We start from the raw sequence: 11,791 nt of genomic DNA on the forward strand, positions 1-11,791 counted from the left end.
GCCCTGGAGGGGCCACGGGTCGCCGGAGAGGCTGACGGCGCCGGTCAGTGCTCCGCGGTGCGCCGGGTGCCGGAGTAGTACTCGAAGAGCAGCCCGCAGGCGCCGAAGATCACCGCGACCATGCCGGTGGCGATCAGCCACCACTGCCAGAACACCAGGCCCAGGCCGGCGATGGTGGCGGCGAGGGCCAGCCCGAACGGCCAGTAGCTGCCCGGGCTGAAGAAGCCGACCTCACCCGCGCCGTCCGAGATCTCGGCGTCCGGCCGGTCCTCGGGGCGCGGGTCGATCCGCCGCGACACGAACCAGAAGAAGCCGCCGCACATCGCGGTGAGCAGGAACGACAGCGCCAGCGCGACCGTGCCGATCCACTCCACCCGCCCGTCGACGCCGGACGTCCACAGCCCGTAGACGACCGCCGCGAGGGCGAGGAAGATCGAGACGATGCTGAACAGCTTCCACTCGGTCTTCATTTGGCGCTCCTCAGCTTCCCGCGCTCGCGTTACCGAAGTTGTTGACGTCCCGCCGGGTCTCGAACGGCCGGGTGGTCTGGGCGAGCGGCGCCTCACCGATGGCGACCAGGGCATCCTGGGTCGACTGGCCGGCCCGCTTCGCCTCGATGAACCGGTCGTACTCGTCCGGCGAGACCACCCGCAGCTCGAAGTTCATCATCGAGTGGTACGTGCCGCACAGCTCGGCGCAGCGGCCGACGTACGCCCCCTCGGTGTCGAGGCTGGTGACCTCGAAGACGTTGCGTACGTTGCCGGGGAAGACGTCCCGCTTGAACAGCAGCTCCGGTACCCAGAACGAGTGGATGACGTCCCGGCTGGTCTCCTCGAACCGGATGCTCCGGCCGGTCGGCAGCACCAGGATCGGGATCACCTCGGTGGTGCCCAGGGTCGAGGCCACCGTGTTGGCGTCCTCGCCCGGCTTGTCCCGGTAGTTGAACTGCCAGTTCCACTTGAACGCGACCACCTCGACGGTGACGTCCGGGTTGCTGGTGACCTTGTTCACTCCGGTCTGCACGATCGCCGTGTAGTAGAAGAGCACGGCGACGACCAGGATCGGCGCGATGGTGTAGAGGAACTCCATCGGCATGTTGAACCGGGTCTGCACCGGCAGCGCCTCGCCCCGCTTGCGGTAGCGGATGACGCACCAGAAGATCAGGCCCCAGACGAAGATGCCGACCGCCAGGGCCGCGATCGTCGAGCCGATCCAGAGGTCGTACATGCGGTGGGACTCGGGGCTGATGCCACCCTGCGGCCAGCCGAACCCGTCGAACGTCCGGCCGACGTCACAACCGGTCAGCAGGGCGAGCAGCGCGGCGCCACCGGCTCCGAGCCCGGCCAGCCGGCCCACCGACGGGCGCGGGCCGCGCCCTCGGGCGTCCCGGGGACTGTTCTGCCGTACGGCCGACGACCGTACCTCCGAACCCCTTGCGACCACCTGGTCCTGCCTCCCTAGCGCGCCGCGGCGTCGGCGTTTGTCGACACCGGCGGCAAAGGCGTCACCGACGGTCGCAGATTACTCGACCTGCGTAGGCTGGACGGCCTTGGGGTCCGCGTCCCCACTCTGCCGGGGGATCTTGCCCGACCCCCCGCCGCGCTACGGTTTCCTGGTGAGCGAGCCCCCGGCGTACTTCGACGCGGCCTCCGCGGCACCGCTACACCCGGTAGCCCGGCAGGCGATGCTCGCCGCGCTGGAGGACGGCTGGGCCGATCCGGCCCGGCTCTACGCGCCGGCCCGCCGGGCCCGCCAACTCCTCGACGCGGCGCGGGCGGCCACCGCCGAGGTGCTCGGGGTACGCCCCGACGAGCTCTCCTTCACCCCCAGCGGTACGGCGGCGGTGCACGCCGCGGTGCTCGGCGGGCTGGCCGGGCGCCGCCGGGCGGGCGGCACGCTGGTGCACTCGGCGATCGAGCACTCCGCGGTACTGCACGCGGCGGAACGGCACGTGGCCGCCGGCGGCACCGCCACCCCGGTACCGGTGGACCGGGCCGGGCGGCTCGATCTCGACGCCTGGTCGTCGGCGGTGGCCGGCCCCGGAGTGGCGCTGGCCACGTTGATCAGCGCCAGCCACGAGGTGGGTACGGTGCAGCCGGTGGCCGAGGCGGCGCGGGCCTGCGCGGCGGCCGGGGTACCGCTGCACGTCGACGCCGCCCAGTCGGTGGGCCGGCTGCCGGTGCCGGAGGGCTGGTCGATGCTCTCGGCCAGCGCGCACAAGTGGGGCGGCCCGCCCGGGGTGGGGCTGCTGGTGGTCCGCAAGGGCACCCGCTGGGAGTCGCCGTATCCGGCGGACGAGCGGGAAGCGGGTCGTACCCCGGGGGTGGGAAACCTGCCGGCGATCGTGGCGGCGGCGGCCGCGCTGCGGGCGGTGGACGCGGAGGCGGCGGCCGAGGCCGCCCGGCTCGGCCCGCTGGTCGACCGGATCCGCGCCACCGTGGCGGCGACGGTGCCCGACGTGGAGGTGGTCGGCGACCCGGTGCGCCGGCTGCCGCACCTGGTCACCTTCTCCTGCCTCTACCTGGACGGCGAGGCGCTGCTGCACGCCCTGGACCGGCGCGGCTTCGCGGTCTCGTCGGGATCGTCCTGCACCTCGTCCACGCTGCGCCCGTCGCACGTGCTGGAGGCGATGGGGGTGCTGTCGCACGGCAACGTGCGGATCTCGCTGCACCGGGAGAGCACCGAGGCGGAGGTCGACCGGTTCCTCGCCGAGCTGCCGGGGATCGTGGCCACCCTGCGCGCCGAGGCCGGCGTGGTCGGACTCTGAGCCCGCTCCGGCGGGCCGGTTGGCCCGGCTCGGCCCGCCGTCGGACAATCGCCGGAACGCCGACGCCGACGGCGGCGGTCGCCGGGCCGTTCGGGCAAGGTCGCCGGGGAGGCCGAGGGGAACGGAAGGGACGTACTCAGGTGCCGGGAGGTCAGCGGTGAACGGGCCGGACGAGGTCGTCGACTGTCTCGGCCAGCGCTGCCCGCTGCCGGTCATCGCGGCGGCCCGGCGGCTGCCCCAGCTGCCGGTCGGCGGCGTGCTCCGGGTACTCGCCGACGACCCGGCCGCGGCGATCGACATTCCGGCCTGGTGCCGGATGCGCGGGCAGGAACTGGTCGACACCCCGACCGTCGACGGCTCCCCCGCCTACGACATCCGCCGCGCCCACTGACCGGAGACCGACGGCGCGGGTGACCGCCCCGCGCCGCCGCCCGGCCGGGGTGACCCGGCGACGTCTCAGCCCAGGTGCTGCCGGACCTCTTCAGCGGCCTGGTCGCCGTACGACTCGGCGAGGCGCTTGACGAAGAGGTCGCCCCGGACCTCGTACTCCTGGGTGCCGACGGTCTCCAGCACCAGCGTGGCGAGGAGCGAGCCGACCTGGGCGGACCGTTCCAGGCTCAGTCCCCAGGAGAGGCCGGCGAAGAATCCGGCCCGGAAGCCGTCGCCCACCCCGGTCGGGTCGGCGGCCTGCAACTCGCGGGCGATCGGCACGTGGATCCGGTCGATTTCCCGGCCGTCGATCTCCACCCCGTCCTTGCCCAGCGTGGTGACCCGGATCTTGACCCGGTCCAGCAACTGGTCGTCGGTCAGCCCGGCCTTGCTCTGTAGCAGCGACTTCTCGTAGTCGTTGGTCAGCAGGTAGTCGGCGCCGTCGATCAGGCCGAGCACGTCGGAGCCGTCCATCCGGGCGAGCTGCTGCGACGGGTCGGCGGCGAAGGCGTACCCCCGCTGGCGGCACTCCTCGGAGTGCCGCAGCATCGCGTCCGGGTCGTTGGCGCTGACCAGCACCAGGTCGAGCCCGCCGACCCGGTCGGCGACCGGGGCCAGCTCGATGTTGCGGGCCTCGCTCATCGCTCCGGCGTAGAAGGACGCGATCTGGCACATCTCGGTGTCGGTGGTGCAGACGAACCGCGCCGTGTGAGCCACCTCGCTGACGTGCACGGAGGAGCAGTCGACGCCGTGCCGCTCCAGCCAGGACCGGTAGTCGTCGAAGTCGGCGCCGACCGCGCCGAGCAACACCGGCCGCAGGCCGAGCTGCGCCATCCCGAAGGCGATGTTGGCGGCGACCCCGCCCCGCCGGAGCACCAGCTCGTCGACGAGGAAGGAGAGCGAGACCTTGTGCAACTGGTCGGCGATGAACTGATCGGCGAACCGGCCCGGGAAGTGCATCAGGTGGTCGGTGGCGATCGAGCCGGTGACGGCGATCTTCATGTCGGCCCTCGGAGTTGAGACGGTAATGCGGCCGGGTCAGCCTACCGGTCTGTCGTCCGCCACGTCCCCGATCGATCGGGTACCAGCAAACTGGGCGTCATCCGCAGCTCGCCGCCCGGCAACCTCGGGACGCCGGGACGCGGGCCGGGCGCGAGGCCGTCTCGGACCTCACCCGCTGCCCCGGGTCCGCCGCCACGCCCGGGACGCCCCGGATGCCCCGGTACGCCGAACGGGCCGCTCCGGCGCGGCGGCATGACGGACTCTCCGGGTAACGTCACGCCGCCCGCGCGGGGCGACCCGCTCAGGCATTCAGTATGTAACGGCAAATCGGGTTGTACCGGCTAAACCGGGACAAAGCACCGATCAGTGGAACGAATCTCCGCAGGCGCACGAGTTCTGCGCGTTCGGGTTGTCGATGGTGAAGCCCTGGGCGTCGATCCGGTCGGCGAAGTCGATGGTGGCGCCGGTGAGGTACGGCGCGCTCATCCGGTCGACGACGACCTCGACCCCGCCGAAGTCGCTGACCACGTCACCGTCGAGCGAGCGCTCGTCGAAGAAGAGCTGATAGCGCAGGCCGGAGCAGCCACCCGGCTGCACCGCGACCCGCAGCCGCAGGTCGTCGCGGCCCTCCTGCTCGATCAGGGCCTTCACCTTCTGCGCCGCGACGTCGGTCAGGACGACGGTGCTCGGAGCGGTTGCCGCGGTCGACTCGGTCTGCGCTGGCGTTGTCACGATGAAAGTCTCCCCTGCGCCGGTGCGATGTTTATCCGTACTGGCCAACGCTAGCCGGCTGGCCGGTGATTCCCAATGCGGGTACAAAATCGATTCTAGGCGGATGCGACGCAGGTCACCCAGGCTCGGGTGGAACCCGGCCCGGTGTGCCGGATCGTCCCGGCCGCCCCGACGAATGTGACGAACACCCCAATGCGGTCCCGCCGGGCCCGGTCTGCATTCACCGACCCGGCCCCGCCGGGGAGGACCAGCGACCGCCGGATCAGCGGCTCCACTGCCCGGCCAGGCGGGCCGCCAGCGCCCGCAGGCCCTCCGCCGGCCGGCTCATCGCCCGCTCGGCGCCACCGTGCGGCTCCCCGCCGAAGTGGTCGACCAGGCTGTGCGTCTCGGTCACCCCGGCCGCCGCCGACTCCCGCCGCCCGGCGCTGACCCGGCCAGCCAGCACCACGCAGGGCACCCCCCGGTCCCGGGCCGCCCCGGCCACCCCGGCGACCACCTTGCCGCCCAGCGACTGGTGGTCGAAGGAACCCTCCCCGGTGATCACCAGGTCGGCCTCGTCGTAGGCGGCGTCCAGCCCGGTCAGCCGGGTGACCAGGTTGATGCCGGACTCGCACCGGCCGCCCAGGGCGAGCAGCGCCGCACCGAGCCCGCCGGCCGCGCCGGCACCGGGCAGCCCGGCCAGCCCGGGTGGGCAGCCGGGCAGGTCACGCTCCAGCACCTCGGCGAACCGCCGCAGCGCGTCGTCGAGCAGGAGTACGTCCTCCCTGGTCGCACCCTTCTGCGGGCCGAAGACGTTCGACGCGCCGGTCAGCCCGGTCAGCGGGTTGTCGACGTCGGTCGCCGCGACCAGTTCCATCCCGCGCGTCTGGGGCCGTCCGGTCAGCCCGGCGACGGCGAGCAGCGCGGCTCCGCCGTACGGGAGGGCCATCCCTGCGGCGTCCACCGGTACGGCGTTCAGCGCGGCCAGCAGCCCCGCGCCCGCGTCGTTCACTGCCGAGCCGCCCAGCCCGACGACGGCGCGCCGGGCCCCGGCCTCGGCGGCGGTGCCGAGCAGCGCGCCGAGGCCGTACGAGGTGGCCCGCCTCGGGTCACGCTCGTCGGGGGCGAGCAGGTGCAGCCCGCACGCCTGGGCGCTCTCCACGTACGCCGTACCGCCGTCGGCGGTGATCAGGATCTCGCCTTCGACCGGCCGGCCCAGCGGGTCGACGGTCGACACCGGCACCCGGCGACCGGGCAGGGCGGCGGCGAGCACCTCGACGAAGCCCGGCCCGCCGTCGGAGAGTGGCCGCAGCACCAGGTCGTCGCCGGGGGCCACTTCCCGCCACCCGTCCCGGACCGCCTCGGCCACCTCGGACGCGGAGAGGGTCCCGGCGAACTTGTCCGGACAGATCAGGATCCGCATGGATCACGAGTGTGGCAGGCCACATCGGTGCGGCTGGAAAGCGGCCCCCGCTGTGAAAACATGGGGTACGTGACTTCGACGTGGGTAGAGCCGTCCAGCACCGCAACCGCCCTGCTGCTGCTCGGCCGGGGCGCCGACCCGGCCAGCGAGCGCGGGGTGGACTGTCCCGGTGAGCTGCCGCCGCCGAGCGACCCGAACCTGGTCGCCCGGGCCAGGGCGGCGAAGGCGGCGCTCGGTGACCGGGTGTTCGTGCTCGGCCACCACTACCAGCGGGACGAGGTCATCCAGTTCGCCGACGTGACCGGCGACTCGTTCAAGCTCGCCCGCGAGGCGGCGGCCCGGCCGGACGCGGAGTACATCGTCTTCTGCGGCGTGCACTTCATGGCCGAGAGCGCGGACATCCTCACCACCGACGCCCAGCGGGTGGTGCTGCCCGACCTGGCCGCCGGCTGCTCGATGGCGGACATGGCGGCGCTGCCGCAGGTCGAGGCCGCCTGGGAGGCGCTGGACGAGCTGGGTGTCGCCGGCTCGACGGTGCCGGTGACCTACATGAACTCGTCCGCCGACATCAAGGGCTTCGTCGGGCGCAACGGCGGAGTGGTCTGCACCTCGTCCAACGCGGAGCGGGCGCTGCGCTGGGCGTTCGAGCGCGGCCAGCGGGTGCTCTTCCTCCCCGACCAGCACCTGGGCCGGAACACGGCGGTGCTGAAGATGGGCCTGGACGCCGACGACTGCGTGCTCTACGACCCGCACAAGCCGGGCGGTGGGCTGACCGCCAAGCAACTCCGGGAAGCCAAGATGATCCTGTGGCGGGGGCACTGCTCGGTGCACGGCCGGTTCACCCGCAGCAGCGTGGACGAGGTCCGGATGCGGGTGCCCGGGGTGAACGTGCTGGTCCACCCCGAGTGCCGGTACGACGTGGTGACCGCGGCCGACTACGTCGGCTCGACGGAGTACATCATCAACACCATCGAGGCGGCGCCGGCCGGTTCGGCCTGGGCGGTCGGCACCGAGCTGAACCTGGTCCGCCGGCTGGCCAACGCCCACCCGGACAAGCAGGTCATGTTCCTGGACCGGACCGTCTGCTACTGCTCCACGATGAACCGGATCGACCTGCCGCACCTGGTCTGGTCGCTGGAGGAGCTGGTCGCCGGCCGGGTGCCGAACCAGATCACCGTGGACCGGGACACGGCACACCACGCCCGGGTGGCGCTGGACCAGATGCTGGCCCTGCCGTAGCGGACGCAGGCGACTACCGAGGGTAATTGTCAGGGTACGGATTCCTGCCGCTGTCCCCGTTTCGTGCCATCCGTCGCGCTGTGACCGCTCCTTTTCCGTAACCGAGCGCTATGCTGCCCGGGGCCGTGACAGAGTCCGGGCCGGAGGGCGTGACCGCGCCGTGCCGGCCGGGCCACGGGGCGACGGCTGTGTGGACCGGATGGTTCACCCTCGCGGACAGCATCGACGTAGAGCAGCATCGACCCGCTGGAGGTTGCGTTGACCGACGACGTCCTGGTCGTACACGGAGGTACGCCCCTTTCCGGGCAGATCCGAGTGCGCGGCGCGAAGAATCTCGTCTCCAAGGCGATGGTCGCCGCCCTGCTCGGCGACGAGCCGAGCCGGCTCTTCGACGTGCCGCGGATCCGCGACGTCGAGGTGGTCCGTGGCCTGCTCGAACTGCACGGCGTGAAGGTCACCGACGGCGTCGACGACGGCGAACTGGTCTTCGACCCGGCCAACGTCGAGAGCGCCAGCACGGACGAAATCAACGTGCACGCCGGGTCGAGCCGGATCCCGATCCTGTTCTGCGGTCCGCTGCTGCACCGGCTCGGCCACGCGTTCATCCCCGACCTGGGCGGCTGCCACATCGGCCCCCGGCCGATCGACTTCCACATCCAGGCGCTGCGGCAGTTCGGCGCGGTGGTGGACAAGACACCCGAGGGCATGCACCTGACCGCCCCGTCCGGCCTGCACGGCACCAAGTTCGAGCTGCCCTACCCGAGCGTGGGCGCCACCGAGCAGGTGCTGCTGACCGCGGTACTCGCCGAGGGCGTCACCGAGCTGCGCAACGCGGCCGTCGAGCCGGAAATCATCGACCTGATCTGCGTACTCCAGAAGATGGGCGCGATCATCAAGGTGCACACCGACCGGGTGATCGAGGTGCAGGGCGTGGCCCGGCTGGGCGGATACACCCACCGGCCGATCCCGGACCGGATCGAGGCGGCGAGTTGGGCCGCCGCCGCGCTGGCCACCGGCGGCCGGGTTGAGGTGCTCGGCGCCGAGCAGGCCGACATGATGACCTTCCTCAACGTGTTCCGCTCGGTCGGCGGGGCGTACGAGGTCACCGACACCCGGCCGCCCCGGGCCGGTCAGCCGGGCCAGGAGGGCGGGATCCGGTTCTGGCACCCCGGCGGCGAGCTGCGGGCGGTGGCGCTGGAGACCGACGTGCACCCGGGGTTCATGACCGACTGGCAGCAGCCGCTGGTGGTGGCACTCACCCAGGCCCGGGGCCTGTCGATCGTGCACGAGACCGTGTACGAGCAGCGGCTCGGCTACACCGAGGCGCTGAACAAGATGGGCGCCACCATCCAGGTCTACCGGGACTGCCTCGGCGGTACGCCCTGCCGGTTCGGCCGCCGCAACTTCAAGCACTCCGCGGTGATCGCCGGGCCGTCGAAGCTGCACGCCGCCGACCTGGTGATCCCCGACCTGCGGGCCGGGTTCAGCCACCTGATCGCCGCGCTGGCGGCCGAGGGCACCTCGCGGGTCTACGGGGTGGATCTGATCAACCGGGGCTACGAGGACTTCGAGGCCAAACTCGCCGACCTCGGCGCGCACGTCGAGCGCCCGTAACCGGCGCACGGGGCCCCGACGCGGGCGCCCGTGGCCAGCGGACCGGATGCCGGGTGAGACGCTGCTCACCCGGCATCCGGTCGGTAGCGGCCGGCGGTAGACGTACCGCGAGGTGCGGGGCGGGTGGCGGGTTGGCTACCCTTGCCCCGTGCCGTCGCTGTTTCGCCGCAAGCCCACCGACCCCGTCGAGGACGCCACCGCTCAGGTGACCCCCGACGAGGAGTCCGCGCCCGCCCGTCCCCGGGGCTACACCCCGAGCAAGAAGGAGTTGGGCAAGGAGACTCCGAAGCGCCCGAGCGCCGGTCGGCGGGTGGCCGGCGACGCGAAGCCGCTCACCAAGCAGGAGGCCCGGGAGCGGCGCCGGCAGTTGCGGGCCGAGTCGGCGGCCGAGTTCCGCCGGGAGGGCGGTCCCCGGGACCGGGCTCCCGAGCGCGGGCTGGCCCGCGACGTGGTGGACTCCCGGCGTACGGTCGGGACCTGGTTCTTCGGCGGCGCCCTGGTGGTGCTGATCGGTTCGGCCAACACCATGCCTCCGGAGGTGCGGTTCGCCTCCAACCTGCTCTGGGGCCTGCTGGCCATCGCCCTGGTGATCGACTCGGTGTTGATCTCACGGAAGATCAAGAAGCTGGTCCGGCAGCGGTTCCCCAAGACCGACCAGCGGATGGGCTCGCTCTACGTTTACGCGATCATGCGCTCCATCACGTTCCGCCGGATGCGTGCCCCGGTCCCCCGGGTCAACCTCGGCGACGCGATCTGAGCCATCGGGTCCGCCCCGCCACGAGACGCCGAGCAGGCAGACTCACGGGACGCCGAGCAGGGCCGACTCACGGGATGCCGAGCAGGCGGAGCAGGGCCGCCGTACCGGCCGCCGCGACCACCACCGCGACGAACGGGGCACGGCGCCAGGCCAGCACGGCGCCGACGAGCACCCCGGCCGGGCGGGCGAAGCCGGCGAACGCGCCGGCCTCGGTCAGCGCCGCCGTCACCGCCAGCGCCGCGAGCAGGGTCGCGGCCGCGACCGGCAGCAGCCGGCTCACCCCGTCGGGCAGGGCCAGCCGGTCCCGCAGCACCACTCCGGAGAGCCGGAAGGCGTACGTGCCGACGGCCAGGGCCAGGATCACCGCGATCAGCATCCGCGCTCCCCGTGTCGACGGTCCGGCGACCCGTGCTCGGCGGGACCGGGCCGACGGTCCGGTGGCGGCGGCCCGTGCTCGGCGGGACCGGGTCGACGGTCCGGTGGCGGCGGCCCGTGCTCGGCGGGACCGGTCAGCACGGCCGCTCGGCGAGGTCGCCGGGGCAGCAGCAGTACGGCCAGGCCGGCCAGGGCCAGCAGCACCGGCAGGCCGGCCGGCAGCACGGGGGTGACCAGCAGCGCGATCGCCGCCCCGGCCAGGGCTACCCGACGGGTCTGCGGGTCGCGCAGCGCGGGCAGCAGCAGGGCGAGCAGCCCGGCCGGAAACGCGGCGTCCAGCCCCAGCCGGAGCGGGTCGCCGACCCGGCTGGCCAGTAGCACCCCGAGCAGGGTGCCGGCGTTCCAGGCCAGGAAGAGCAGGGTCCCGGCCAGCCAGAACGCCCGGCGCCGGCCGGCCCGGTCGGGTTGGGCCAGCGCGAACGCGGTGACCTCGTCGGTCATCAGGTGGCTGCCGACCAGCCGGTGCCGCCAGCGCCGCCCGAGGACGTCCCCGAGGGCCAGCCCGAACGGCAGGTGCCGGGCGTTGAGCAGTAACCCGGCGAAGACGGCCGCGACCGGGCTGCCGGCCGCGATCAGCCCGACCGCGATGAACTGGGCACCGCCGGCGTACAGCAGCGTGGACATCGCGACGATCGCCGGGGCCGGGAGGCCGGCCGCGAGCGCCACGGCGCCGAAGGAGGCGCCGATCGCCACCATCGCGACGGCGATCGCGCCGATGTCGCGGAGCAGGGCACGGGTCGGCACCGGTCCGGGTGTCGACGTTCGGTGTGCCGTACGCATAGTTCAGAATAATGAACACCCCACGACACGTTCGTCAAGCCGAACGGATGGACCGATGGACCGAACGCAACCCCGTCCCGACAGCTCCCCGGTGCCCGCCATCGCCGCCGCGCTACGCCGGGAACGGGAACGCGCCGGCATCTCGCTGGCGGAACTGGCCCGCCGGGCCGGGATCGCCAAGTCGACCCTGTCCCAACTCGAGGCCGGCAACGGAAACCCCAGCGTCGAGACGGTCTGGGCGCTCGGGGTCGCCCTCGGCGTACCGTTCAGCCGGCTCGTCGAGCAGCCCCCGCCAGCGGTACGGGTGATCCGGGCCGGGCACGGCCCCGGGCTGCGCTCGCAGCAGGCCGAGTTCACCGGCACCCTGCTGGCCGCCGGCGCACCGCAGGTACGCCGGGACATCTACCTGATCGAACTCGAACCGGGCCAGGTACGCGACGCCGAGCCGCACATCCCGGGCAGCGTGGAGCATCTGGTGGTGGCCGCCGGCCGGCTGCGTACCGGCCCGGCGGCCGAGCCGGTCGAACTCGGCCCGGGCGACTACGTCACGTTTCCGGGCGACGTCCCGCACCGCTACGAGGCGCTCGCCCCCGGCACCTTCGCCGTGCTCGTGATGGAGCACCCCTGAACCACG

General features: G+C 72.9%; 13 protein-coding genes. 6 read left to right on the top strand and 7 right to left on the bottom strand.

What is annotated here, in order from left to right; translation table 11 throughout:
* Nucleotides 1-44: 44 nt before the first annotated feature.
* Together AAH979_RS10765 and coxB are read right to left on the bottom strand one after the other, a co-directional pair.
* Complete coding sequence (locus tag AAH979_RS10765; protein ID WP_346257929.1) at nucleotides 45-470, bottom strand: cytochrome c oxidase subunit 4; 426 nt, start codon at nucleotides 468-470, stop codon at nucleotides 45-47.
* 10 nt (nucleotides 471-480) lie between these two features.
* On the bottom strand, nucleotides 481-1,443 hold the full coding sequence (coxB, locus tag AAH979_RS10770) for a cytochrome c oxidase subunit II (RefSeq protein ID WP_346257930.1): 963 nt from the start codon (nucleotides 1,441-1,443) through the stop codon (nucleotides 481-483).
* A gap of 172 nt (nucleotides 1,444-1,615) precedes the next feature.
* Here coxB and AAH979_RS10775 point away from each other — a divergent pair, with 172 nt between their 5' ends.
* Both AAH979_RS10775 and AAH979_RS10780 read left to right on the top strand, forming a co-directional pair.
* Nucleotides 1,616-2,767: an aminotransferase class V-fold PLP-dependent enzyme gene (locus tag AAH979_RS10775; protein WP_346257931.1), complete on the top strand. Its 1,152-nt coding sequence runs from the start codon at nucleotides 1,616-1,618 to the stop codon at nucleotides 2,765-2,767.
* 157 nt (nucleotides 2,768-2,924) lie between these two features.
* A complete protein-coding gene (locus tag AAH979_RS10780; protein ID WP_318394326.1) occupies nucleotides 2,925-3,158 on the top strand; it encodes a sulfurtransferase TusA family protein in 234 nt (77 codons plus the stop codon).
* 65 nt (nucleotides 3,159-3,223) lie between these two features.
* Here the strand turns inward: AAH979_RS10780 and AAH979_RS10785 are convergent, their stop codons facing one another.
* The 3 genes from AAH979_RS10785 to AAH979_RS10795 all read right to left on the bottom strand — a co-directional run bounded on the left by AAH979_RS10785 (nucleotide 3,224) and on the right by AAH979_RS10795 (nucleotide 6,332).
* Nucleotides 3,224-4,198, bottom strand: coding sequence for a carbohydrate kinase family protein (locus AAH979_RS10785; protein ID WP_346257932.1), 975 nt, complete (start codon nucleotides 4,196-4,198; stop codon nucleotides 3,224-3,226).
* 363 nt (nucleotides 4,199-4,561) lie between these two features.
* Nucleotides 4,562-4,930 carry an iron-sulfur cluster insertion protein ErpA gene (erpA, locus tag AAH979_RS10790; RefSeq protein ID WP_346257933.1) on the bottom strand — a complete coding sequence of 123 codons (369 nt, stop codon included), beginning with the start codon at nucleotides 4,928-4,930 and terminating at the stop codon, nucleotides 4,562-4,564.
* Between the two features lie 262 nt (nucleotides 4,931-5,192).
* Complete coding sequence (locus AAH979_RS10795; protein WP_346257934.1) at nucleotides 5,193-6,332, bottom strand: glycerate kinase; 1,140 nt, start codon at nucleotides 6,330-6,332, stop codon at nucleotides 5,193-5,195.
* 69 nt (nucleotides 6,333-6,401) lie between these two features.
* On the opposite strand from AAH979_RS10795, the gene nadA reads away from it, so the two are divergent.
* From nadA to AAH979_RS10810, 3 genes are all read left to right on the top strand, one after another.
* Nucleotides 6,402-7,571, top strand: a complete 1,170-nt coding sequence (nadA, locus tag AAH979_RS10800) for a quinolinate synthase NadA (protein ID WP_346257935.1) — start codon at nucleotides 6,402-6,404, stop codon at nucleotides 7,569-7,571.
* A 258-nt stretch (nucleotides 7,572-7,829) separates the two neighbouring features.
* Nucleotides 7,830-9,185: a UDP-N-acetylglucosamine 1-carboxyvinyltransferase gene (murA, locus tag AAH979_RS10805; protein WP_346257936.1), complete on the top strand. Its 1,356-nt coding sequence runs from the start codon at nucleotides 7,830-7,832 to the stop codon at nucleotides 9,183-9,185.
* Nucleotides 9,186-9,333: 148 nt separating this feature from the next.
* Nucleotides 9,334-9,942 carry a DUF3043 domain-containing protein gene (locus AAH979_RS10810; protein ID WP_346257937.1) on the top strand — a complete coding sequence of 203 codons (609 nt, stop codon included), beginning with the start codon at nucleotides 9,334-9,336 and terminating at the stop codon, nucleotides 9,940-9,942.
* 67 nt (nucleotides 9,943-10,009) lie between these two features.
* Here AAH979_RS10810 and AAH979_RS10815 read toward each other — a convergent pair whose 3' ends face one another.
* Together AAH979_RS10815 and AAH979_RS10820 are read right to left on the bottom strand one after the other, a co-directional pair.
* Nucleotides 10,010-10,318, bottom strand: coding sequence for an AzlD domain-containing protein (locus tag AAH979_RS10815; protein ID WP_346257938.1), 309 nt, complete (start codon nucleotides 10,316-10,318; stop codon nucleotides 10,010-10,012).
* Nucleotides 10,312-11,121 carry an AzlC family ABC transporter permease gene (locus AAH979_RS10820; protein ID WP_346257939.1) on the bottom strand — a complete coding sequence of 270 codons (810 nt, stop codon included), beginning with the start codon at nucleotides 11,119-11,121 and terminating at the stop codon, nucleotides 10,312-10,314. Before AAH979_RS10820 ends, AAH979_RS10815 begins: the two co-directional genes overlap by 7 nt.
* A 91-nt stretch (nucleotides 11,122-11,212) precedes the next feature.
* Between AAH979_RS10820 and AAH979_RS10825 the strand changes: the two genes are divergently transcribed.
* Nucleotides 11,213-11,785 (top strand): XRE family transcriptional regulator, encoded by a 573-nt coding sequence (locus tag AAH979_RS10825; protein ID WP_346257940.1) that lies wholly within the window; start codon nucleotides 11,213-11,215, stop codon nucleotides 11,783-11,785.
* Nucleotides 11,786-11,791 lie beyond the last annotated feature (6 nt).

The organism is Plantactinospora sp. ZYX-F-223 (assembly GCF_039649625.1).
Lineage (GTDB): Bacteria > Actinomycetota > Actinomycetes > Mycobacteriales > Micromonosporaceae > Plantactinospora.